The organism is Paenibacillus sp. FSL H3-0457 (assembly GCF_037981725.1).
In the GTDB taxonomy this organism is placed as follows: Bacteria; Bacillota; Bacilli; order Paenibacillales; family Paenibacillaceae; genus Paenibacillus; species Paenibacillus amylolyticus.
Window position 1 is genome coordinate 729314 of the sequence record NZ_CP150283.1, and the last position, 22619, is coordinate 751932.

Genomic DNA, 22619 nt, shown 5'->3' on the forward strand with positions numbered 1-22619 from the left:
CGCTGGGCCTTGGCCTGAATGCCAATGTGTCGGGAGAAGGTACAACGATGAGCGACTATTCACGAGGCGGCGATGATCGGAACGTAAACAGCAGCTATGCGAGTGAAAGTCGTGGAGCGCTGGATCTCGGTCTGAACGTGAATGCCGAAGGTGAGAGTGCAACATGGACTCAATCTGAACGCAATAACAGCATGAAAGACGGCGAGCGTAATATGAACAGCAGCTATGCGAGCGAAAGCCGTGGAGCACTGGATCTGGGTCTGAACGCAAAAGCAGAAGGAGAGAGTGCAACATGGACTCAATCCGAACGCACTAACAGCGTGAAAGACGGCGAGCGTAACACGAACAGTAGCTATGCAAGCGAAAGTCGTGGAGCGCTGGGTCTCGGTCTGAACGTGAATGCCGAAGGAGAGAGTGCAACGATGGCTCAATCCGAACGCAACAGTTACGTGAATGACCGTGAGCGTAACGTAAACAGTAGCACTGCGAACGAAAGCCGTGGAGCACTGGATCTAGGTCTTAACGCAAAAGCAGAAGGAGAGAGTGCAACGATGGCTCAATCTGAACGCACTAACAGCGTGAAAGACGGCGAGCGTAATGTGAACAGTAGCTATGCGAGCGAAAGCCGTGGAGCGCTGGATCTGGGTCTGAACGCAAAAGCTGAAGGAGAGAGTGCAACAATGGCTCAATCCGAACGCAACAGCAGCGTGAAAGACAGCGAGCGTAACACTAACAGCAGCTATGCGAGCGAAAGTCGTGGAGCGCTGGGTCTCGGTCTGAACGTGAATGCCGAAGGAGAGAGTGCAACGATGGCTCAATCCGAACGCAACAGTTACGTGAATGACCGTGAGCGTAACGTAAACAGTAGCACTGCGAACGAAAGCCGTGGAGCACTGGATCTAGGTCTTAACGCAAAAGCAGAAGGAGAGAGTGCAACGATGGCTCAATCTGAACGCACTAACAGCGTGAAAGACGGCGAGCGTAATGTGAACAGTAGCTATGCGAGCGAAAGCCGTGGAGCGCTGGATCTGGGTCTGAACGCAAAAGCTGAAGGAGAGAGTGCAACAATGGCTCAATCCGAACGCAACAGCAGCGTGAAAGACAGCGAGCGTAACACTAACAGCAGCTATGCGAGCGAAAGTCGTGGAGCGCTGGGTCTCGGTCTGAACGTGAATGCCGAAGGAGAGAGTGCAACGATGGCTCAATCCGAACGCAACAGTTACGTGAATGACCGTGAGCGTAACGTAAACAGTAGCACTGCGAACGAAAGCCGTGGAGCACTGGATCTAGGTCTTAACGCAAAAGCAGAAGGAGAGAGTGCAACGATGGCTCAATCTGAACGCACTAACAGCGTGAAAGACGGCGAGCGTAACACGAACAGTAGCTATGCGAGCGAAAGCCGTGGAGCACTGGATCTAGATCTTAACGCAAAAGCAGGAGGAGAGAGTGCAACGATGGCTCAATCTGAACGCACTAACAGCGTGAAAGACGGCGAGCGTAACACGAACAGTAGCTATGCGAGTGAAAGCCGTGGAGCACTAGATCTGGGTCTGAACGCGAAAGCAGAAGGAGAGGGTGCAACGATGACTCAAACTGAAAGCAACCACAGCGTGAAAGACAGTGAGCGTAACGTAAACAGCAACTACGCGAGCGAAAGCCGTGGAGCCTTGGATCTCGGTCTGAACGTGGATGCAGAGAGTGAAACTACTTCCGTGGTGGAAACAAATCGGTAATATGAGATTTTCACTTTAATATGAAGAAGCAGGGACTCCGGAACCCCTGCTTCTTTTTTTGCATTGTTACGACATATGAGTTAGCGTTCTTCTGAATGTTCTTCTAATAAGCGCACTATCTTTTCAAATGTATACTTGCCTTCGGCAATGTTGACCATAAATTCTACGGCATATTTACGTTCCATCTGCAAATGGTAGCCATTCACTCGCAGAAAGGACTTGGTTACAAGATAAGCTGTACGTTTATTTCCGTTATAGAAACAGTGGTTTTTAACCAATGACTCTAATAAGGCAGTAGCTTTATCAAATATGGAAGGGTAGGCATCCTCTCCAAACAAACTTTGGAGAGGTCTATTTATCGCAGAATCCAACAGAGCAGAATCCTTAATCCCAGCTTGTGCTGTATCATTCATCTTCTTCATCATAAAATGGTGAGCGGCTACTACTTCTTCAATGGAAAGGAATATGGTCATCTTAACGATCCCTTAAATCATTAAGGATATCCTCATCTTCTTCGAAAACGTCGAAGAAGGCTTCCAGTACTTCGGGTCTTACATTTTCGGGTATTTTCATTTGTTTAACCTTTTTTAGTACAATTTCTCCCTGACTGTTTTCAATAAATTCAATCTCATCGCCCTGAGAAACATGGAGCTTATCAATTAAAACCTTAGGCAAGCTAATGCCCAAGCTGTTTCCCATTTTGCCTATTTTGCGAGAAAGAATTTTTTTTTTGGAATGCTCCTCTTTCATCTGAGCCCCACCATTCATGATATATTCCTCCTATAGTATGATCCAACTTATGAAAGTAATACATTTGTATGTATTAATATTAGTATGTAATAACATTATAACATGGTTTGTGCTTCAAAATGATCAAACATACAACCCGCAACTCGATTACAATAAAACATAAAGAATGAAATAAACGCCTGATCAGAACAGGGAGTGAATGATATGGGAACGGAATATAACAGTACGGAAGTACAGGAGTCCATATTGGACGTACATATTACAGAGGCAGGATACGAGCCGGGACAATCGACCATACGCAATATTCGAATGAATGTGGGGCGAGGAGAGCTGGTAGGTATTATCGGACCCAATGGTGCGGGCAAAAGTACCACAATCAAAACGCTTCTTGGTCTGCTGGAACATGCGAACTATGAAGTGACGATTGGGGGAGATGGTCGTTATGCCTATATCCCGGAGCAACCGGTTTTTTATGAATATATGACTTTATGGGAACATCTTGATCTGGCGGCAGCGGCGTATGAAATGGAGGAAGAAGCTTTTGTTGCCCGAGCGGAGGAACTGTTGGTTCGTTTCGGTATGGACCATGTTCGGAATGATCTTCCAGCCAGTTTCTCAAAGGGCATGCGGCAGAAAATGATGCTGATGATCGGATTTCTGTCTTCACCGGATATCTATATTGTGGACGAGCCGTTCATCGGACTGGACCCTCGTGCAACCAAGGATTTTCTAAAATTACTTGATGATGAACGTCGCCGCGGCGCGGGTGTGCTTATGTCTACGCATGTACTGGATACCGCTGAACGAATCTGCGACCGGTTTATTCTGATTGCTTCGGGCAGATCGGCTGCCGAGGGAACATTGGATGAGATCCGTGAAGCGGCAGGATTGCCGGAAGCCTCTTTGTTTGACTGTTTCGATGTACTGACGTCTTAGATAGAGAGAGGGTGAGAGAGAATGGAAACTTCCCACCGTTATACCCCACTTCGTTTATACAGACGAAGACGCAAAGAGCATTTCAAGGAACAGATGAAAAATCTCAGACTCGTCGTGGATTGGACAGTGTGGGTATACCTGCTTGTTCCGGGTCTGCTCTATCTGATTGGATGGTACACGAGTCTGTGGACCAAATCACTGCCTGCATGGGCGACAGGATTACCGCTCCCCGTACTGACTGGGCTGATTGACGTCGTTATGCTTACCGGGGGTGTGTTGATATTTGTGGAGGAAGCGGATGTATTGTTTTTGAAATCAAGGCCGTTGTGGATGCGCACGTTAATGAGGCAAGGGCTCTACCGGTCCTGTCTGCAACATCTGGGCAAAATGATCCTGATTACAGCGCTGACCGCACCCCTGTGGTCCCGTGTATATGAGATGTCGAATCTCCAGATTGCACTTATGGCTGTCTGGTTTGGTGCAGTAGCTTCATTCCAAGTCATAACACTACATATGACAAAGGTTCGATATACAGGATGGCGACGCTGGATTCAGATGATCCCTCTCGTCATTGGCATGGGTTACATGACCATTCATGCGACATCATGGATGCATGGACAGACGTGGAAAATCAGTTTTGGAATCGTAATTATCATGCTTCTTCTAATTACAGTTGGACAGATGAGGCTATTGATGAAGGGAACGTTTGAAGGGGATGTGCGGGAGGATCTGCGGAGCAGGCTGCAGCTTCCAGCTCTAATGTTAAGCCGGGCGGTGAGCAAGCCGAAAGCCCCACGAACACGGTCCATCATCTTCCGTAAACCGCGTAAACTGTTACGTAATCGTTCCATCGCGAATCGGACAGCGGAGATTGCATTCAAGGCATTTTTCCGAAACTCGGCCACGATGAAATTGTATCTGCAGCTTGGCGGACTATCCATCGCAGCAGTTGCATTACCACCTTTTCCGGTCAATGTCATTGTGTGTGCGTTATTAATCATCATGTTGACGGTGATGTTTTATCGTTCCTGGGATGTTTTTGCCACGTCCGACTATGTTCAGCTTATAACGTATGACACGGAGGCGCTGCATCTTGCAGGTTCAATGATGGTTCGGATGTTGTTCATCCCGATTGGTATTCTTATGGGATTCACGCTGGGGTTGGCCTGGCTCGGCTGGATCGTGGGTATTCTGACAGCTGCAGGTGCGGTGGCCTTCGGACTCTGTGTCTTATCTATTGCCGGATGGGTCCGGCTGACCCGGGGCTAAAGGAATTCCTTTCTAATTCGGAGCATATCGTGCGCTATAACTGACCATGCTATAGAAGAAGAATCTCATCTATGGATGATGAGAGATTAGCTGTAGCAAGGAGGAAGAGACGATGATGGATAATAGCGAACTACAGGTGCACTTCTCAGACGATTCAGCGTTGAATGCCGCCAGGGCAACCTTGGAGGAGTTGGGATATAAGCCGTATCAGTCCGGGCCGCTGGAACTGTACATCCCTACAGATCGCCAAGATCCTCAGTCTGCCGTAGAGATTGTACAATCTCATGGAGGAAGTGCCGTATTTGCCTCGCAAACGGAAGAGCTGGATCAGTTTCAGAATATATCGATTCCGGCTCATCTCGTGAATGAAGACTGGAATGAGGGTTATGCGAGCCAAAACCAGGGAAGCCAGACGGAGCAAGGCAGACATAACTATAGCGATGACCCAACATACGATGATTCGGCTGATGGATTCTCAGGCAGTGTGAAAGCATAGGAGCATCACAAGCTAAGAGCAGTTCGAGCCAATTTTTCTAAAATGGAACAATGCCCAAAAACCCCGATCGTCCACAATAGTGGATATCGGGGTTTTTGGCATCTGAGCTAATTCATTATCGGGTTAAAAGGTGTAATACACTATTATGATGTAACGTGTTTATATTCAGCCGCATGCATGCCAGCCGTATATCCCGTGGAGAATGCAGCGGTGATATTATACCCTCCGGTGTAGCCGTGAATATCCAAAACTTCACCGCAAAAGAATAGTCCAGGCAGCAGCTTGGATTCCATTGTTTTTGGGTATATCTCCTTTAAGTGGATTCCTCCCCCAGTAACAAAGGCTTCTTTGAGCGATCTTGTTCCGTCTGCACGGAAGGTAAAAGCTTTCATTAGCCCACACAAGTTGCTTAACATACCTTTGGGGAAATGGTGGAACGTGAGGTCATCGCTGATCTCTGCCCGTTTCATCATTAAGGGAATCATACGTTCAGGAACCCATGTTTTTAAAATATTTTTGACAGCTTTGCGGGACTCTTGTTCCAATACTTGTTGCACCTGTGCTTCTAATGCACCTAAGGACAGTTCCGGGAACAGATCAATGCTCATAATGACCTGTGGGTTTCCAGACTTCATCTGAACCTTGCGGATAAATTGGCTGCAGCGCAGTGCAACCGGTCCTGACACGCCAAAATGCGTGAAGATCATATCCCCGCGATGAGAGATGACTGTTTTTCCTTTGGCATCTACTACGGATAGAGCGATATCCCTTAAAGACAAACCTTGCAGTTCTTTAGACTGAATCCAACTCTCTCCAGACACAATGGGCACTTCGGTCGGATATAACTCCGTTATCGTGTGACCCGCAGCCTCAGCCCAAGGATAACCATCTCCGGTAGATCCCGTTTGGGGTACGGACTTGCCGCCGGTAGCGATGATGACAGAGCGCCCAAGAATGGTTTTACCGGATATCAATTTAACACCTTGTATCTGCTGACCATTCTGAATAATTTCCTTGACCGGTTCTTTGGTGCGAATCTCAACGCCGAGGGAGACAATTTTGCCAACCAGCGCATCCACAACTGTTTTCGCTTTATCGGTTACAGGGAACATTCTGCCGTTGTCTTCTTCTTTCAGGGCAATTCCGAGATTCTCGAAGAAACGCATGATTCCCTGGTTGTCCAAATTTTGAAACGAACTATATAAAAAGCGTCCATTACCCGGAATATGTCGGATGAGTTCATCCGTTTCCTTGGCATTGGTTACATTGCATCGACCTCCGCCAGAGATGCCGAGTTTACGACCCAGTTGATCTCCTTTATCCAGCAGAAGCACGGAGGCTCCATGCTCGGCAGCAGCAACGCAAGCCATCAGGCCCGCAGATCCACCACCAATTACAATGACATCATACATATGTTATTACCCTCTTTTTTCATTGATTTTGTCTGTTTTACGAAAAATGTGTCTACTCCTGGCTTTTTCTGAAATATAATGGAGTTATGAGCAGTTCTATTGTGCAGTCTTAAGGGATATATTGTAATATACTGTCGCCTATGTTTTAATCAGAAATACATGAGGGAATGTGCAGGCAGAGGAGGAGATGGCATTGTGGTTGCGTTAAAGGACATGCTTTTACAAGTACTGCTGGCAGGGTCGGCGGTATTTCTGATTCCCTTATTCCGTCTGGTACTCTCCAAGCGGGCTATTGCTAGAATGGAACATGCCGGAACTGTTCATACCAGTTTTGCTGTGACAAGTGCCCTGAGCATGTTATTGTGTCTGCTGTTTGCTCTCTATGCAAGCCCGGTGGCCGTACCCATATCATTAAGCATCGTACCTGTGATACTTGTTATTTTGTATTGTAAGTCCGCTATAGGCCTAACGCTGTCCATTCTACATATTCTCTTCTATTTTCTTTTTGCGCATCCCTATGATCTGTACGGATTTCTCCTTCATACGGGCATTCTTCTCTATCCTATTGTATGGTTGTCTGCCAAACGATTCAAGCATAATACACCTTCACGCAAAATGGCGATCCTCATCATCCTGATTACAATGGAACTGATTGTAACGAGTCTGTTATGGATCGCATCCCTCCAGAATGAATCCACATACTCTGCGACCTACATGATACTTACAGCACTTGGATATACCGCTGGAGCCATTGTTGCGGGCAGTCTGAGTCTGCTATGGCTGGAACGGATGAAGCACTATCGCGGGCTGGAACAGCATCTCTCGGAAGTCCACCAGCGATACATAGCCGAAACGGAGAAACTTCATCAGATTCTGAACGCAGTGCCTCTCTCCATTGCCACCGTAGATAAACAAGGCACAGTGATGTTTGTCAATGAGATGATGGAGCAAACGGCAAGGGAGCAGCTACCTTGTACCTCCACGCCTGACCTCATTGGACAGCCTGCCAGTCAATTTGTTGAACAAGGTCAGGCGGACAAGATGGATAAAAGCATTCGCAGAGCCGTCGTTCATGGTGAGATTAGTGGGTTGACCGTTCGTTACGGTGCATACGTATTTCAATCCCGAACCGTACCGATTTATGCCTTTTCAACAGAGTCTGCGAGAGAAGTTACAGGAGCCATGCTGATCATCCAGGATATCACGGAGCTTGAGATGTTGCGAAGTGAACTGGATAATGTGGATCGTCTTAGTCTGGTGGGGCAGATGGCTGCAAGCATTACGCATGAGGTGCGTAATCCAATGGCGGTTGTGCGGGGTTTTCTTCAACTCATGCAGGAAAAGAGTCCTGATTCCCTCGATCACTATTACCGGATCGTTCTGGAAGAGCTGGACCGGGCCAACAGTATCATTAATGATTTCTTGTCTTTGGCTCAGAATCGTATTGCCGAGAAAGAAGAATCCCAGCTGCACGATATCATACATGAACTCAGTCCGTTGTTATGGGCGGATGCGAACCTACGTGGTCAGAGTATTGAACTCATGTTGGCCCATAATGTGCCAAAGCTGCATCTCAATTCTAAGGAAATCAAACAGGTGGTGTTGAACCTGGCCCGTAACGGGATGGAAGCCATGAATGAGAAGGGCGTGCTTACGCTGGAGACGCGGATAGTCGATGACAAAGTGGAACTGTGTGTACGTGACACAGGGCCTGGTCTACCCAGAGTGAAGAAGGAAAAGCTGTTTGAACCTTTCTATACCACAAAAGCCAAGGGAACCGGACTTGGATTGTCCATGTGCCTAAGTATTGTGGAACGACATAATGGAACCATTACTGTGGAATCGGAGGAAGGACAGGGCACGACCTTCAAAGTGGCATTTGAACGTTAGTCATTCAGCATATTTTGCCAGACATTGAGACATAATATTATGGAAGAAGCCTTTCCGCAGGCGGTTTCTGAATCTTGCTTTCATTGCTTATGGATGTATAATAGGAATAGCACATCATTACATCCATAATGTTCGATATGAATGTAACGTTGTTTTGGAGAGTTTATTGGCCTTTAATTTTATCGAGATCATAGAACAACCATTTATAAGGAGTGAAACCGAATGTCGATGTCATTTGATCAATACATGAAAGATATGGTTCAACCGATGCGGGATGATTTAACTCGTCTAGGAATTCAGGAGTTGCGTACTCCTGAAGAAGTGGAAGCAAGTCTTCCTGATGCAAAAGGAACAGCGCTGGTTGTCATTAACTCTGTATGCGGATGTGCCGCAGGTCAATGTCGCCCAGGTGTGTCCCAAGCACTGCAGCACGATATTACACCGGACCACCTGTACACTGTATTTGCTGGTCAGGACAAAGAAGCAACTGCAAAAGCACGTGAATTCTTTGCTCCGTATCCTCCATCTTCACCGTCCATCGCTCTGATGAAAGACGGAGAACTCGTTCACTTTATCGAGCGTCATCAAGTGGAAGACCGTTCTGCAGAGGATATTGCGGCTGATCTCAAAAGTGCATTTGACCGTTACTGCCGTTAATTCGCTCCAATAGAACGCCCCGCCCTTCGGATCACCGATGCCGGGGCGTTTCATTTTGGATAGATAAGGTTATTGAACCATTCGGACCTTTCAAGCTGGACATCAAATTTCATTCATTTAGAAACGGGGTGTGTGAACGATGAGTTTGCAACAACAGATCATCGCTGAATTGAAGGTTAAACCAAGCATTAATGAAGAAGAGGAAGTACGCAAGCGTGTTGATTTTCTGAAGACGTATGTGAAAAATGCGGGTGCCAAGGGTTTGCTGATTGCGATCAGCGGCGGTATTGACAGTGCAGTGGCTACGGCGCTTTGCAAAAAAGCGACGGACGAGCTTACGCAAGAGAACAACCATGAGTACAAAACGCTTGGTGTGTTCCAACCTTATGGTGAACAATCCGATATCGACCACAGCTACGCTGTAGCCAAAGCATACGATCTGAAGCATGTCGTGGAAACCAATATCGAAGATGCAGTTAACGAGATTGCGCTGGAAGTGGAGCAAGGTTTCAAATCCTTGGGTAGCCCACGTCATATGACTCACCAAGGCAAAGGTAATGTCAAAGCGAGAACTCGTATGGTTATGCAATATGCGCTTTCGTTTGAAGAGAACCTGCTCGTTGTAGGTACGGATCACGCTTCTGAAGCCATTACAGGCTTCTATACCAAATGGGGCGACGGTGCTGTGGATATCACACCACTGAGCACCCTGAACAAACGTCAGGTACGCCAGTTGGCAGCATATCTGAACGTGCCACAGGCTGTTTTGGACAAAGCACCATCGGCAGGGTTGTGGGAAGGTCAGACGGACGAAGATGAGCTGGGAATTTCGTATGAAGCGAACAGCGACTATCTCGAAGGCAAACAGATCGATCCTGCTGCACAAGAGCGCCTTGAAGCGTTCTATACGCGCACACATCACAAACGCAATGCCATTCCTGGTATCTAATACGGGTGGATGAGCATGATCGTTATAAGCTGTTAACACCAACATTGAAATAACGTCCCTCTTAGGGAATGCAAAAAGAGTCACTGCTCACGCAGTGACTCTTTTTGTTATGTGGAACGAGAAACAGTAAAAATCCAGGTAACTACTATATTAAAGATGAGTTAGCTATTCCAGTCTTTGATCTGTTGCAGGGTTTGGGTGATGGCTTGTTCCAGTTGCGGAGTGGTTTCTTTAAATGGATGTACCGTATTAAAGGTGTGGTTCCCTTCTGGAATCTGGTGCCATGGGATATCAGGGCGGGCTTGAACCAGTGCGGCAGAACCGTCACGCAGACGCTGTGGATCTTCTGTTCCCTGAATGAGTGCGACTCGCAAAGGTGAAGAAGCCAAGCGATCAATGATAGCGTAACGTTTGTGATGCTTGTCCAGGTCTTCCAGAATAGCCACGTCCAGTGGCATCTGCTGGCCTGTTCGTCCGTTAACGACATGGCTGCGGCCATGTGTACGCATTTCTTCTTTTTGTTCCGCTGTGAAGAGATCAAGATTGGTTACGCCATTCCAGGAGATGACACCTGCCACCTGCTCGGGATGATCCAGTGCATAGACGAGACTTACGCCCGCACCACGGCTATGACCAACCAGGTATACAGGAAGTCCAGTGAGTTCAGGTTGTGTAGCCACATGTTCCAATACCAGGGCCAGATCGGCAAGCTCCCTGCTGTAGGTATTCACTGCGAACTTTTCAAGTTCAGAGAATTGCTCCAGATATTCGCCGATACCGTTGTGAGAGAAATTAAAGGTCAGCACATGATGCGTCTGGCTTAGCTGTGCAGCTGCATAGGGGAACATGCCCCAGTCTTTGAAGCCTTTGTATCCGTGAGCCAGAATGATGACACCTTGAGCGGGTTGTTGTGCAGGGAAAAAGTCTCCGCGAATGATCGCATCTACGTCAGTGGGCAATTCAAAAGTTATGGGCATTATTCAGACCTCCTAAGAATTTCAGACGATTCCTGATTCATATTTTAGCATATATGGTAATGCGGATAGGTACTCGCTTCTGATCGTCCCTCCTGCTACAATAGAATACGTGTTCGGAGAGTTACGGATCATGTGATTGAATGGAGATCTTTTACAATGAAGGTTCAAAAAGAGCGGTTTTCAGTACCGAGAAGATGGGACTTTTTGAATAACCTCTTACAGTATAAAAGATTAAGCGGGTGAAGCGTTGATGATATATGGCATAGGCAATGATGTGCTGGAGATTGGACGTATGCGGAAGCTGCTGTCCGGTCGCCATGCGGAAGCTTTCATAAAACGAATTTTAACGCCAGCAGAGCGGGAGATCGCGGTTCGTCGAGGGAAGCGGATGACGGAGTTTGTATCCGGTCGATTTGCAGCGAAAGAAGCGGTGTCTAAGGCATTTGGCTGCGGTATTGGTGGTGTCATGGGCTTCACTGACATTGAGGTGCTGCCTGATGGGACAGGACGTCCCGTGGCCTCGCTGTCCAGTCAAGCCTGGGAACGTCTGCAGCTGCCATATGATAAGCAATATGACATTCATTTGAGTATTACACATCAGACGGAATTGGCAGCGGCCTTTGCGATCGTGGAACAGATGGAAAAGTAGTTAGCTTGGCAATAGGAGAGGACGGAAATATGGGTTTACAGGAACAGAAACAACATTTCAGCGTGAATTTGCTGGACTGGTATATGGTCAACCGACGGGATTTGCCGTGGCGTCGCCACAACAATCCGTATTTTACATGGGTATCGGAGATTATGCTTCAGCAGACTCGGGTAGATACGGTAATTCCGTATTTCAATCGTTTTATCGGAAATTTCCCGACCGTGCAAGCGTTAGCGGAGGCACCCGAAGAGGATGTGTTGAAAAATTGGGAGGGACTCGGTTATTACTCCCGTGCACGTAATCTTCAGGCAGCTGCGAGACAAGTCATGGAGCTGCACGGAGGCGAGATGCCGCAGGACAAGCCGGCTGTCTTTGCATTAAAAGGGGTGGGCCCGTATACTGCCGGGGCCATTCTCAGCATTGCCTTCAATCAGCCGCAACCTGCGGTAGATGGCAATGTCATGCGGGTACTGTCCCGATACTTCCTCATCGATGAGGACATTATGAAGGGCAGCACCCGGGTGTTGATGGAAGAGCTCGCAGGAGAGCTCATTCCGGAAGGGCGGGCGCGTGATTTCAATCAGGCGCTGATGGAGCTTGGCGCGCTGGTGTGTACACCCAAAGCGCCGCACTGCCTGACTTGCCCGGTCATGGAGCAATGTTCCGGCCGCATCGCCGGAAGAGAGCTTACACTGCCGGTCAAGACCAAGGCGAAGCCGCCGCGCCCTGAGCAGCGGCTGGTCGCGATTGTGGAGGGCCGCGGTGCTCATCGCGGCCAAGTGCTTGTGCGCCAGCGCCCAGACACGGGCCTGCTGGCCCGCATGTGGGAGCTGCCGCATGTGCTCGCGGCGCCCGCCGCAGCCAGCAAGAAGGCGGCGCCGCTGGCGGATGAGCCGGCCATGGCATTGCTGGCCGGCAGTCTGTGGGCGGAAGGCTTCGCTGCCCGCCCGGAAGGGCTGGCTACCCATGCGGAGCATGTGTTCAGCCACATTGTCTGGAGCCTGCAGGTGTACAAGTGTACCGAGCAGGACCAGAGCAGTGAGCTTCCGCTGATCGCAGCGGAAGCCAGAGCCGCCTACGATGCACAGGCGGCAACAAGGGAGGGCACAGCCTCATTATCAGCTGTGTCACCTGAGTCAGACACAATGCATCCATCGGAGCCAGGCACGCCTAATGCGCAGAACATCTCAACATCGCTTAACGATGGAGAGATGTTGGCACCATCTGATGTTAGTGACCTAGCGCTGAGCACGCCGACACTGACAGGTAAAGGCGATGGCTTGACCTACCGCTGGATCGGTCCGGAAGATATGGACAAGCTGGCATTCCCGAATATCTTCCTGAAGCTAATCAGTCAATACTTTGCAGGTAACTACGACAACATAAATCCCTGAATGGGAAGGGGCTAACGAGCAGGATGGAGAATCTGAGTTTATTCTGTTCCTTATATTCCTTTTTGTAAGTATGAGACGTGTGCTGGAGTCTTGGTCGCCATTTATGATCAACCCAGTCACGTCTTTTCTCTAATATGCTGGTCACAGACAGTGTACAATTATCGAGGCGAGGGTGGAAGCCAAACAGATGGCAGACTCGGGATGAATTAGAATGGAGAGAGAGGGCTGTGAATTCATGAACGATAGCTGGAGAAAACAGTTGGATGAACATCGCGGCAAACGAAAGGAAGAGATCATAGCGGCTGCGGAAGCGGTCTATATGGAGATGGAATTTTCAAAAGTCACCATCCAGGACATTGTGGAGCGGTGTGGCATTAGCCGGGTAACATTGTATAAGTACTTTAAATCCATTGATGAGATTATTTTTGAGATCCAGATTCGCATTCTGGAGCAATTTAAGGTTGCGATGAATGATCACGTTCCATCAACGGTAAATGGATTAATGAAATTTCAGGCAATGTTTGACTACATACTGCTGCATTTTGAAGAACACAAGCAGCGCAATCAATTTATCGCCGTTTTTGATACACGCTATAAGGATAATTATTCGACGCCAGAGCTTGAGCAAAGATACCGTAGCTATCTTCATCAGGACAAGGCCCCATTTAGCAAATGGCTGGAGGAGGGCCAGCTTGACGGCTCCATTCGCCCAGAAATTGATGTAGATGTGGCTACGGCAATGATCAGTAATGTTGTGAATGCGACCCTCCAGCGCATGGCTTTGCGGGGCGAGTTGCTGCACCTTGATCAGAAGGTTGATCCAGAACGGGTGCTTCATGAGATGGCTGCGATGATTATTGCTTATTTACAATCGAATTCACGTTTTCAATGATCGGTGGCATCCTTAATGGATGCCATTTTTCTTTTACAAATAATCAATAATACGATAATACGCAGTTAACATTAGCTCTTTAGTATTAAGGGTATTAACTGCCTGTTAATATATAATTACTATTAGTTAACCACTTGAAGGGAGCCTATTAAAACATATGAATCAGGATCTAATGCATCGTATTAATTTGAGAGAATTAGGCGGTTACCCTGTGAATCAGGGTAAAAAAGTGGTAAAGACCAACCATTTGTATCGTTCGGGCGAAATTTCTGATTTGAGCCTGGAGGATATACGATATCTGCAAAATTTGGGGCTGTCTTTTATCTGTGATTTGCGTTCAAAGGAAGAACAGGAGCAGCATCCTAACCCGCCGATCGAAGGTGTGGAGATGTTCAGCAATCCGGCATTGGGCGGGGCTGTTGCCGTACAGAGCCTGGATCAGCTTCTGCCTGCTCTAATGAATCACCGCTTGACAGAGGACCCTCTCTTGGGAGTTTATAAGCAATTCGTAACGGATGAACAATCGAAACAAGCATATCGTTTGCTTATTCGCACAATCCTTCAGTCCGGGGGGCGTCCGGTACTTTGGCATTGTACGGCAGGCAAAGATCGCACTGGCTTCGCTTCGGCTATCATTCTCCTACTCCTTGATGCTCCTCTCGAGACGATTATGGAAGATTATATGAAGTCGTCTCAATATCGGCAAGAAGCTAACCGAAAATGGATAGATCAAATCAAGGAAGTAGTACAGAACCCCGAGCATGTATCCCTCATTCAAAGCTTCATGGGAATTAAGCCTGAATATTTAAGGGCTGCCATTGATGAAATAGTTCGGGTATACGGTTCTACGGACAATTATTTGCTGGAAGGTCTAGGGGTCAGCGATTTAGAGCGTGAACAACTGCAAGCCTGGTATCTAATCGAACAAGAGGCAGGCGAATAAGCGATGAAGGTATCCATGAAGACGGCCATTTCTTTCGGGATGGGAAGCCTTGGCCAAAATATGCTCTATACACTCACGGTCAGCTACTTGTTAATGTTTTATACGGATTATTTGGGCATTGCGGCTGCTTCCGCCGGTGTATTGTTATTAGTTGTAAGGGTAATTGATGCATTTGCTGACCCGTTGTTTGGCATTTTTATGGATAATACTCATACACGATGGGGGAAGTTCAGACCCTATCTGCTGTTTACTCCGGTAGTTTTGACGGTGCTGACGCTGTTTTTGTTCATGCAACCTAATCTGAGCGACCACGGCAAGCTGATCTATGCCTTTGTTACTTATGCCGTATGGAGCATAGCGTATACCTTTCTCGATGTGCCCTATTGGTCCATGACCGCCGTAATTACCGACGATCCTCGGCAACGAACCAAGGTTGTTGTCGTTCCACGCATTATGGCGATTATTGGTGCAATAGTTTCCAGTGCTTTAACGATTCCGCTGGTGAAGGCAACGGGATCATGGACTGTTCCTGCCCTTCTTTTTAGTGGGGTATGTATGCTGTGCATGTGGTTGACCTTTTTCACGGTTAAGGAAAAAATTCATACTCCTAGGAAAGAAACTTTCAAAATTGCTGCTGCATGGACCTTATTGCGCAGCAATGTACCCCTGCTTATGCTGTTACTATCCCTCTTTATTGTTGATATGACCATGAACCTACGCAGTGCCTTTTCGATCTACTATTTCAAATACGTTCTTCATAAGGAGAACTTAATCGCCCTTTATACAGCGGTTAGCATTGTGCCTATCTTGGCAGGTGCCTTCCTCTCTATCGTAGTGATGAAGAAAATAGGTAAGCGTAATACGGCAGTTGTCGGAAACATCGGATTTGGTCTGTCATATATTTTGCTGTTTTTGTTTGGGCATGGAGTGACGATGCTATTCGTATGGTCCATCCTTGGAACATTGATGATTGGTATGTCACTAATTGCCATGTCATCCATGCTTGCTGACACGGTGGAGTATGGCGAGTGGAGGACAGGAGACCGGGCAGAGGCTACCATTTTCTCGACAAATACATTTAGATCCAAGTTTGCCGATGCAATGGGCGGGTCCCTTGGAGCATTTGCTTTGGCTATGACAGGTTATGTTCCAAATCAGGCACAGTCTCCCGGTACGGTGACCTCAATCGGCTTGTTTTTCAGTGTAATTCCCGGTGTTCTTATGATTCTTGCCGCTTTGCCTTTCCTGAAATACAAGCTGACGGAGCCTTTCTATGACCAGATATTGATTGATATTAAATTGCGCCGGACAGCGGCAGACAAATCCCGGTTTGATGAGGGAGAAGGAGGCGTCATTGGTGCTTAATTATAACCTTTTACGAGGCAATCCTTTTTACTTGGACGAAGGGGATATTCAATGGGTGGAGGGTACACTTGGAGAGATGACCCTTGAGGCGAAGGTAGGACAGTTATTTTGCATGCACGGAATATCTGGGCACAGAGACATGCTGGATCGTTTCCTGGAGGATATACAGCCGGGGGGATTCATGTTTCGTCCAGAAGACAAGGAGTCCATTGCGGATGTCCATCGTTATCTTCAGGAACGGTCAACGATTCCGCTGCTGCTTGCAGCCAATCTGGAAAACGGAGGGGGCGGAATTGCCATAGACGGCACTGTATTTGCTAATAACATGCAGGTAGCAGCGACGGGTGAACCGGAGATGGCGCGGCGTCTCGGCATGATTGCGGCCCGCGAAGGCAAGGCTGTAGGCTGTAATTGGTCCTTTGCTCCTGTGGTTGATATTGACTTGAACTTCCGCAACCCGGTCACGAACACCCGCACCTTCGGTTCAAACGCCGATACGGTACTTGTCATGTCTCAGGCGTATACTGAATCGTTGCAGGCTCATGGGCTTGCAGCTTCGGTGAAGCACTTTCCAGGGGATGGGGTTGATGGTCGGGACCAACATCTGCTGACATCGGTAAACACCCTTACCATAGAGGAATGGGATACAACCTTTGGGCAGGTATACAAGGGTTTGATTGAAGAGGGGGCCAAGACGGTTATGGCTGGTCATATTCGTCTTCCCGCCTATTCAAAAAAGCTGAATCCCAAGCTGCGCGATGAAGAGATTATGCCAGCAACCCTATCCAGGGAACTATTGGTAGGTTTGCTCCGGGAACAGCTTGGCTTCCAAGGCCTAATTGTATCCGATTCAACAATGATGGCCGGATTTACGATGGCATTACCGAGAGAACAGGCGGTTCCGCAATGTATTGCAGCGGGCTGTGACATGTTTTTGTTTACACGAGATGTCAGGGAAGATATAGGTTATATGTACCAGGGCATTCAATCGGGACAGTTAACGTTGGAGAGATTGGATGAGGCGGTGACACGAATTCTAGCTTTGAAAGCCTCGCTTGGTCTTCATAAGCAGCCCCGTGAAGCGCTCGTCCCGCATAAGGGTGCATTATCCGTTATTGGATGCGCAGAGCATCGGGAGTGGGCGAAGGAGGCGGCAGACAAAGCGGTTACACTGGTGAAGGATATAGACGCTATACTGCCACTCCACCCTATCTCTACGAAGCGTGTGTTACTCGTCCCAGTTGAATCGAACAGTTCCCTATTGAAAAATGAGGGCTTCTATTCTTCAACAATCGCGGATACAATGACGAAGCATCTTAGAGAGCAGGGATTTGAGGTGACATTATTCGAACCGGGACGGCAGCAACATGCGGCGTTCATGGAAAGTGTGGAGGCAGTTCGTCAACGCACCGATCTTGTAATCTACGCCTTGAATATGCCAAGCTCTAGCCTCAAACCTTCGATTCGGCTAGAGTGGTCTGAACCCTTCATTGAGAATCTGCCATGGTTTATCCAAGAACTGCCAACGGTGTTTGTATCCTTTGCGAACCCGTATCATTTATATGATGTTCCACGAGCAAAGGTATTTATTAATGCATACTCAGCCAGCGAGGATACGGTACGAGCCGTTGTAAGTAAGCTGATAGGGGAAACCCCTTTTGAAGGCATCAGTCCGGTGGACCCGTATTGCGGAAGCTGGGACGCCCGCCTTTAATTCTGCTGAAGAGGATATCACCCAAAAAAGCCCCCTTAAACATTGGTTATTCATCCAGGCAGGAGAATAATGAATGTTGAGGGGGCGATTTATTTCAGATCCTTAATGGTTTGTTCAAAATTGCGGTGAAAACGTCTTATTTTGCAGAAGCGTAACGTTTGTTCACTTCATCCCAGTTGATTACATTCCAGAAAGCGGCGATGTAGTCAGGACGTTTGTTTTGGTAGTTCAGGTAGTAAGCGTGCTCCCATACATCCAGACCCAGAACCGGAGTCAGACCTTCGAAGAGAGGGCTGTCTTGGTTAGGTGTGCTAGTGATGGACAACTTGCCATCTTTACCAACTACGAGCCAAGCCCAGCCGGAACCGAAGCGAGTTGTAGCTGCTTTAGCGAAATCTTCTTTGAATTTATCAAAGCCACCCAGTTCGCTATCGATAGCTGCTGCGATATCGCCTGTAGGAGCGCCGCCGCCGTTAGGTCCGATGATTTCCCAGAACAGGCTGTGGTTAGCATGTCCACCACCATTGTTGCGAACCGCTGTGCGGATGCCTTCAGGTACGCTGTCAAGGTTAGCAATCAGATCTTCCAAGCTTTTTTCTTGCAGTTCAGGAGCGCTTTCCAGAGCTGCGTTCAAGTTAGTTACATAAGTATTGTGATGGCGATCGTGGTGGATTTCCATCGTTTTTGCATCGATATGTGGTTCCAGTGCGTCGTTAGCGTAAGGAAGTGCTGGTAATTGAAAAGTCATAATGAAATACCTCCTGAGATTTTAGGTTTTTTTGAAAACAGGTACATATGTAATAATACCCTTGCCACTAATATTAAACCGCATTCGAGCTAATTAAGCAACATTTTTGTTTATTAAGTCCCCCGAGGCGTTGATCTAATGATGGGCCAGAGATAACAAACATATTTTACCCTTTATGCAACTATTTATGTGTTTTCAGGCGTTTAAATAGATTAAAAGTTTAATATTCGTATGTAAACGGTTACAATTAAGCGCTTTCAAAAGAAAATGCGTGTTTTATGGAGAAAAGTATGGTTTAATTGACGAAGAAGCGGTATTTTCTCGTTTTTTGTCATTATATGAACATTGGGTTTTTGGTAAAAAGGGATTCCCTTTTTGTAAAAAACCTCATCTAAGCTAACGAAAAGGGAGATTTAAGACATGCACGTTCGTTCCTTTCAGTTGAGTGATGCAAGCCAGATGACGGAGCTTCTCCAGGTTGCACTATCGGAAGAGTGTTATGAGAACACGATGGGCCCGTTTGCCCGTCAATTGTCATGGGATTCTGACCTGATCATGGTTGCGGAAGAAGAGGGAGACCTCGTAGGCGCTTTGATCGGTACGATTGATCACAACCAGGGTTGTATCTACCGTATTGCGGTACATCCAGACTATCGTCGCCGTGGAGTCGGCAAAACACTTGTCGAGGCTATGGAACAGCGGTTCCAGCAGCGTAAAGTCAGCCAAGTATGGGTGGCGGGTGATGAGCACAACAAAGTAGCCATGCCTCTATATGAAGCAATGGGTTACGGTGCCAATCAGATTATGAGCGCTTTCCAGACTCTTAGTATTTTGTCCAAAGCTTAGTTTGCATGTTTAAAAAGAAATAAAAAAAAGATTTTCATTTCATATTAGGCATATCTCTTTAACGTGTAAGAACGTGAGGGATGTGCCTTTCTATTTATATGAGTGTTCTTCACGTCATATTCCTCTGGTTTCCTCATTTTCTGAACATGCTTCGGAGTCCCTGAATTCTATTTAAATCACCCTGACTATCCCGGCTGTATTCACGATAACCAAGGTATTGGTGCTCATAACCAATTGTTTCACTCTCCCAAATGAAGTAGACTGAAAGGGAGTATGGTTACCATGTTACAAGTTTAATTCAACTATTTAATAAATGAGGTGTCCCTTTGAATTCCAATAATCATTCAATGGAACATGTGACTTCCGAGCAACGTAATGAACCGTCAAAGCCTGAACAACCGGGGAAATTCTGGGTTGTCGAGCTGTGGGACTGGGTCAAAACGATTGTTGTTGCTTTTGTAATTATGATGCTGCTGAACCTGTTTGTGTTTAATCTGTCAATGGTCAAGGGACAGTCCATGCAGCCGACACTGGTTGAGCGAGATCGCCTTTTCGTCAACAAAATCGTATACCATCTGGGTAATCCTTCCCGATCAGATGTGATTGTACTTCGTGATCCAAGCGAAGGTGTGGAGAAGAAGGATTTTCTGGTGAAACGGATCGTTGGACTTCCGGGAGATACAATTGAAGTTAGGGATCACCATCTATATGTGAACGGCGAGCAACAAGCGGAAACGTACACCGATATTGAGGTGCAGGACCCAGATTTTGGCCCAATCATCTTGGAGCCGGATCATTTCTTCGTGATGGGGGATAATCGTCATGAAGGCAAAAGTAAGGATAGCCGAGTGTTTGGCAGTATTACATCCGACCAGATTGTAGGCAAGGCTGAATTTATTTTCTGGCCGTTTTCTGAATTGAAGAAATTGTAAAATGCTTACAGGACAACAACTTCAGACTGCATTTTGCGTTAAACCATATAGACTCGTTCCGTTTGAATTCAAGTATGTAAGGCATATATAGAAATTAACGCCTGTCCTCTTACCGTGAGGCGGGCGTTCACTATTTACGGAATAAGTGTCGGAAGAAGAGAGGGAAGAGAAATGACGAGCTTACAGACCGGGGCAGCACAGGATGCCTCCGTATGGGAAAAGTTAAAACAGGAGATCAAGGCAGCTGGCCCCGGACTGGGCATTGATGATATCGGTTTTGCTTTGGCTGATCCCTTTGTTTCCCTGAAGTCGCTGCTGGAGCAGTCGCGGGATAAAGGGTATGCTTCAGGTTTTGAAGAGCCGGATATTGAAAAAAGGGTGCACCCCGCCTTAAAAGATGGCGAGCCCGCTTCACTTATTGCAATAGCCGTGGCATACCCATCCAAAATGGTGAATCCGCCGAAATCGGAGCCTGGTGCGTATCGAGGCATTTTTGCCCGTTCGGCTTGGGGTCAGGATTATCATCAGGTCCTGCGTGCAGCGATGGACAAGTTGGTCAATTTTATAAAGGAACGCGTACCTGAAGCCATGATCGAAAGCATGGTAGACACCGGAGCATTGGTGGATCGTGCGGTGTCCCAGCGTGCGGGGATTGGTTTTAGTGCCAAAAACTGTGCCATTATATCACCCAAATTTGGTTCATGGATTTTTCTCGGAGAACTGGTAACAAATATTCCTTTTCAACCAGACACACCTGTGACCGAAGACTGCGGTGAATGTACAAAATGTATTGATGCCTGTCCTACAGGGGCATTAGTGGGGCCGGGGCAGTTAAATGCACAGCGCTGTATTTCTTTTGTAACCCAGACAAAAGGGTTCGTGGATGAAGAATTTATGCTGAAAATAGGCAACCGTCTATACGGTTGTGATACGTGTCAGATTGTCTGTCCGAAGAACCGGGGTAAGAACTGGGATCACCATCCCGAGTTTCACCCCGATCCGGAGATTGTGAAGCCACTCCTACTGCCGCTGCTGGACATCGGTAACCGGGAATTCAAGGAACGTTTCGGTCAGAGTTCCGCCGCTTGGCGGGGCAAGAAGCCGATTCAACGCAACGCCGTTATTGCCCTGGGCAATTTCAAAGACAAAAGTGCTGTACCGAAACTTACAGAAGTACTAAAACGTGATCCGCGCCCCGAGTTGCGGGGAACCGCAGCCTGGGCGTTAAGCAGAATTGGAGGAGAAGACGCCATGAGAGCAATTGGGGAAGCTGCCGCTAACGAACAAGATGGGAACGTACTAAGCATGCTGCAGAAGGCCGAGGAGCGACTGAGTTCGTCCGAGACCTTACCCAAACAGCCACAGGCTGGACAAGTGAGTGAGAAGCAGTCAGAGGAACAGAACAACGAGAACAATTCCTTACGTGCGTTACAACAGGATTTGAAAATGGAAGCTGGGATTGAACCGGGTAGTGAGCAGTCTGCACAGCCTGCCAAACCGGAAGCCGTAGCGTGGAAACCTTCAGCCGTTACGGGTCTTCATGGCAAGCCCGTATACTACGATGAGGTACTGACACCGATTGGTACTCTTACGTTATGCGCGACGGATGAAGGACTGTGTCACATCGATTTTGGCGCCTTTCACGTACGCGAAGCTCATCTGCAACAATGGGCCCGCATCTGGATTGGCGAGTATCGATATGAGAAGAATGAAGAGAAGCTCAGCGAAGCTGCAAAGCAGTTAAAGGAGTATTTTGCAGGGGAAAGAAAAACGTTCGACTTGCAGCTTGATCGGCTTGGAACACCATTCCAGCTACAAGTATGGCAAGTTCTGTCCGATATATCTTATGGAGAGGCCTCATCACACCAACAGGTTGCGGAAATCATCGGCAGACCCAAGGCTGTTCGTGCAGTTCTGGACGCCATTAGCAAGAATCCGATTCCGATTATTATTCCCTGTCACCGTATCAGTGGTAAAGACGGTACCCTGGTGGGTTATGTAGGCGGTCTGCAAACCAAGGAGCAATTGCTCGCATTGGAGCAGCTATCGTAAGAGCGGGGGACGTTC

At 47.6% G+C, this 22619-nt stretch carries 21 protein-coding genes; 16 read left to right on the forward strand and 5 right to left on the reverse strand.

The features are described 5' to 3' along the window. Positions 1–47: 47 nt before the first annotated feature. Positions 48–1733 (forward strand): hypothetical protein, encoded by a 1686-nt coding sequence (locus tag MHH25_RS03390; RefSeq protein WP_340019162.1) that lies wholly within the window; start codon positions 48–50, stop codon positions 1731–1733. 80 nt (positions 1734–1813) lie between these two features. Here the strand turns inward: MHH25_RS03390 and MHH25_RS03395 are convergent, their stop codons facing one another. Together MHH25_RS03395 and MHH25_RS03400 are read right to left on the reverse strand one after the other, a co-directional pair. Beyond that, positions 1814–2206, reverse strand: coding sequence for a type II toxin-antitoxin system death-on-curing family toxin (locus MHH25_RS03395; RefSeq protein WP_076329864.1), 393 nt, complete (start codon positions 2204–2206; stop codon positions 1814–1816). 1 nt (position 2207) lies between these two features. Continuing rightward, the gene (locus tag MHH25_RS03400) at positions 2208–2501 is read right to left on the reverse strand and encodes an AbrB/MazE/SpoVT family DNA-binding domain-containing protein (protein WP_340019163.1); all 294 of its coding nucleotides are present in this window, start codon (positions 2499–2501) and stop codon (positions 2208–2210) included. 186 nt (positions 2502–2687) lie between these two features. On the opposite strand from MHH25_RS03400, the gene MHH25_RS03405 reads away from it, so the two are divergent. From MHH25_RS03405 to MHH25_RS03415, 3 genes are all read left to right on the forward strand, one after another. Beyond that, on the forward strand, positions 2688–3419 hold the full coding sequence (locus tag MHH25_RS03405; protein ID WP_340019164.1) for an ABC transporter ATP-binding protein: 732 nt from the start codon (positions 2688–2690) through the stop codon (positions 3417–3419). A 21-nt stretch (positions 3420–3440) separates the two neighbouring features. Next, positions 3441–4688, forward strand: coding sequence for an ABC transporter permease (locus MHH25_RS03410; protein ID WP_340019165.1), 1248 nt, complete (start codon positions 3441–3443; stop codon positions 4686–4688). 112 nt (positions 4689–4800) lie between these two features. After that, entirely contained in the window at positions 4801–5184 is a 384-nt protein-coding gene (locus MHH25_RS03415) for a hypothetical protein (RefSeq protein ID WP_127550857.1), read from the forward strand. A 143-nt stretch (positions 5185–5327) separates the two neighbouring features. Here MHH25_RS03415 and MHH25_RS03420 read toward each other — a convergent pair whose 3' ends face one another. Then, the gene (locus MHH25_RS03420) at positions 5328–6596 is read right to left on the reverse strand and encodes an NAD(P)/FAD-dependent oxidoreductase (protein ID WP_036668236.1); all 1269 of its coding nucleotides are present in this window, start codon (positions 6594–6596) and stop codon (positions 5328–5330) included. Between the two features lie 195 nt (positions 6597–6791). On the opposite strand from MHH25_RS03420, the gene MHH25_RS03425 reads away from it, so the two are divergent. The 3 genes from MHH25_RS03425 to nadE all read left to right on the forward strand — a co-directional run bounded on the left by MHH25_RS03425 (position 6792) and on the right by nadE (position 10092). Beyond that, complete coding sequence (locus MHH25_RS03425) at positions 6792–8486, forward strand: ATP-binding protein (RefSeq protein ID WP_340019166.1); 1695 nt, start codon at positions 6792–6794, stop codon at positions 8484–8486. A gap of 222 nt (positions 8487–8708) precedes the next feature. Continuing rightward, positions 8709–9143, forward strand: coding sequence for a BrxA/BrxB family bacilliredoxin (locus MHH25_RS03430; protein WP_017690788.1), 435 nt, complete (start codon positions 8709–8711; stop codon positions 9141–9143). Between the two features lie 139 nt (positions 9144–9282). Beyond that, positions 9283–10092: an ammonia-dependent NAD(+) synthetase gene (gene nadE, locus MHH25_RS03435; protein ID WP_340019167.1), complete on the forward strand. Its 810-nt coding sequence runs from the start codon at positions 9283–9285 to the stop codon at positions 10090–10092. Positions 10093–10253: 161 nt separating this feature from the next. On the opposite strand, the gene MHH25_RS03440 is transcribed toward nadE, so the two are convergent. After that, the gene (locus MHH25_RS03440; protein ID WP_340019168.1) at positions 10254–11069 is read right to left on the reverse strand and encodes an alpha/beta fold hydrolase; all 816 of its coding nucleotides are present in this window, start codon (positions 11067–11069) and stop codon (positions 10254–10256) included. A gap of 250 nt (positions 11070–11319) precedes the next feature. On the opposite strand from MHH25_RS03440, the gene acpS reads away from it, so the two are divergent. From acpS to MHH25_RS03470, 6 genes are all read left to right on the forward strand, one after another. Continuing rightward, positions 11320–11718: a holo-ACP synthase gene (gene acpS, locus MHH25_RS03445; RefSeq protein WP_036614140.1), complete on the forward strand. Its 399-nt coding sequence runs from the start codon at positions 11320–11322 to the stop codon at positions 11716–11718. 29 nt (positions 11719–11747) lie between these two features. Further along, complete coding sequence (mutY, locus tag MHH25_RS03450) at positions 11748–13112, forward strand: A/G-specific adenine glycosylase (protein ID WP_338707708.1); 1365 nt, start codon at positions 11748–11750, stop codon at positions 13110–13112. A 211-nt stretch (positions 13113–13323) separates the two neighbouring features. Then, entirely contained in the window at positions 13324–14004 is a 681-nt protein-coding gene (locus MHH25_RS03455) for a TetR/AcrR family transcriptional regulator (protein ID WP_338707709.1), read from the forward strand. Between the two features lie 157 nt (positions 14005–14161). Continuing rightward, positions 14162–14947, forward strand: a complete 786-nt coding sequence (locus MHH25_RS03460; protein ID WP_338707710.1) for a tyrosine-protein phosphatase — start codon at positions 14162–14164, stop codon at positions 14945–14947. A gap of 3 nt (positions 14948–14950) precedes the next feature. After that, on the forward strand, positions 14951–16312 hold the full coding sequence (locus MHH25_RS03465; RefSeq protein WP_340019169.1) for a glycoside-pentoside-hexuronide (GPH):cation symporter: 1362 nt from the start codon (positions 14951–14953) through the stop codon (positions 16310–16312). Beyond that, positions 16305–18026 carry a glycoside hydrolase family 3 N-terminal domain-containing protein gene (locus MHH25_RS03470; protein ID WP_340019170.1) on the forward strand — a complete coding sequence of 574 codons (1722 nt, stop codon included), beginning with the start codon at positions 16305–16307 and terminating at the stop codon, positions 18024–18026. Before MHH25_RS03465 ends, MHH25_RS03470 begins: the two co-directional genes overlap by 8 nt. Before the next feature lie 136 nt (positions 18027–18162). Here MHH25_RS03470 and MHH25_RS03475 read toward each other — a convergent pair whose 3' ends face one another. Continuing rightward, positions 18163–18774, reverse strand: a complete 612-nt coding sequence (locus tag MHH25_RS03475; RefSeq protein WP_036614138.1) for a superoxide dismutase — start codon at positions 18772–18774, stop codon at positions 18163–18165. 420 nt (positions 18775–19194) lie between these two features. Between MHH25_RS03475 and MHH25_RS03480 the strand changes: the two genes are divergently transcribed. The 3 genes from MHH25_RS03480 (at position 19195) to queG (ending at position 22604) form a co-directional block, all read left to right on the forward strand. Beyond that, on the forward strand, positions 19195–19620 hold the full coding sequence (locus MHH25_RS03480; RefSeq protein ID WP_017690782.1) for a GNAT family N-acetyltransferase: 426 nt from the start codon (positions 19195–19197) through the stop codon (positions 19618–19620). Between the two features lie 326 nt (positions 19621–19946). Then, positions 19947–20552: a signal peptidase I gene (gene lepB, locus MHH25_RS03485; protein WP_340019171.1), complete on the forward strand. Its 606-nt coding sequence runs from the start codon at positions 19947–19949 to the stop codon at positions 20550–20552. Between the two features lie 171 nt (positions 20553–20723). Continuing rightward, the gene (gene queG, locus MHH25_RS03490) at positions 20724–22604 is read left to right on the forward strand and encodes a tRNA epoxyqueuosine(34) reductase QueG (protein ID WP_340019172.1); all 1881 of its coding nucleotides are present in this window, start codon (positions 20724–20726) and stop codon (positions 22602–22604) included. The last annotated feature ends 15 nt before the right edge of the window (positions 22605–22619 follow it).

Coding starts and splice junctions, on each gene's coding strand:
- MHH25_RS03420 (WP_036668236.1), bottom strand. CDS start 6,596: ATGTATGATGTCATTGTAATTGGTGGTGGATCTGCGGGCCTGATGGCT.
- MHH25_RS03475 (WP_036614138.1), bottom strand. CDS start 18,774: ATGACTTTTCAATTACCAGCACTTCCTTACGCTAACGACGCACTGGAA.
- MHH25_RS03430 (WP_017690788.1), top strand. CDS start 8,709: ATGTCGATGTCATTTGATCAATACATGAAAGATATGGTTCAACCGATG.
- MHH25_RS03460 (WP_338707710.1), top strand. CDS start 14,162: ATGAATCAGGATCTAATGCATCGTATTAATTTGAGAGAATTAGGCGGT.
- MHH25_RS03405 (WP_340019164.1), top strand. CDS start 2,688: ATGGGAACGGAATATAACAGTACGGAAGTACAGGAGTCCATATTGGAC.
- MHH25_RS03440 (WP_340019168.1), bottom strand. CDS start 11,069: ATGCCCATAACTTTTGAATTGCCCACTGACGTAGATGCGATCATTCGC.
- MHH25_RS03410 (WP_340019165.1), top strand. CDS start 3,441: ATGGAAACTTCCCACCGTTATACCCCACTTCGTTTATACAGACGAAGA.
- MHH25_RS03480 (WP_017690782.1), top strand. CDS start 19,195: ATGCACGTTCGTTCCTTTCAGTTGAGTGATGCAAGCCAGATGACGGAG.
- MHH25_RS03390 (WP_340019162.1), top strand. CDS start 48: ATGAGCGACTATTCACGAGGCGGCGATGATCGGAACGTAAACAGCAGC.
- MHH25_RS03455 (WP_338707709.1), top strand. CDS start 13,324: ATGGAGAGAGAGGGCTGTGAATTCATGAACGATAGCTGGAGAAAACAG.
- acpS (WP_036614140.1), top strand. CDS start 11,320: ATGATATATGGCATAGGCAATGATGTGCTGGAGATTGGACGTATGCGG.
- MHH25_RS03465 (WP_340019169.1), top strand. CDS start 14,951: ATGAAGGTATCCATGAAGACGGCCATTTCTTTCGGGATGGGAAGCCTT.
- MHH25_RS03400 (WP_340019163.1), bottom strand. CDS start 2,501: ATGAATGGTGGGGCTCAGATGAAAGAGGAGCATTCCAAAAAAAAAATT.
- MHH25_RS03415 (WP_127550857.1), top strand. CDS start 4,801: ATGATGGATAATAGCGAACTACAGGTGCACTTCTCAGACGATTCAGCG.
- mutY (WP_338707708.1), top strand. CDS start 11,748: ATGGGTTTACAGGAACAGAAACAACATTTCAGCGTGAATTTGCTGGAC.
- nadE (WP_340019167.1), top strand. CDS start 9,283: ATGAGTTTGCAACAACAGATCATCGCTGAATTGAAGGTTAAACCAAGC.
- MHH25_RS03395 (WP_076329864.1), bottom strand. CDS start 2,206: ATGACCATATTCCTTTCCATTGAAGAAGTAGTAGCCGCTCACCATTTT.
- queG (WP_340019172.1), top strand. CDS start 20,724: ATGACGAGCTTACAGACCGGGGCAGCACAGGATGCCTCCGTATGGGAA.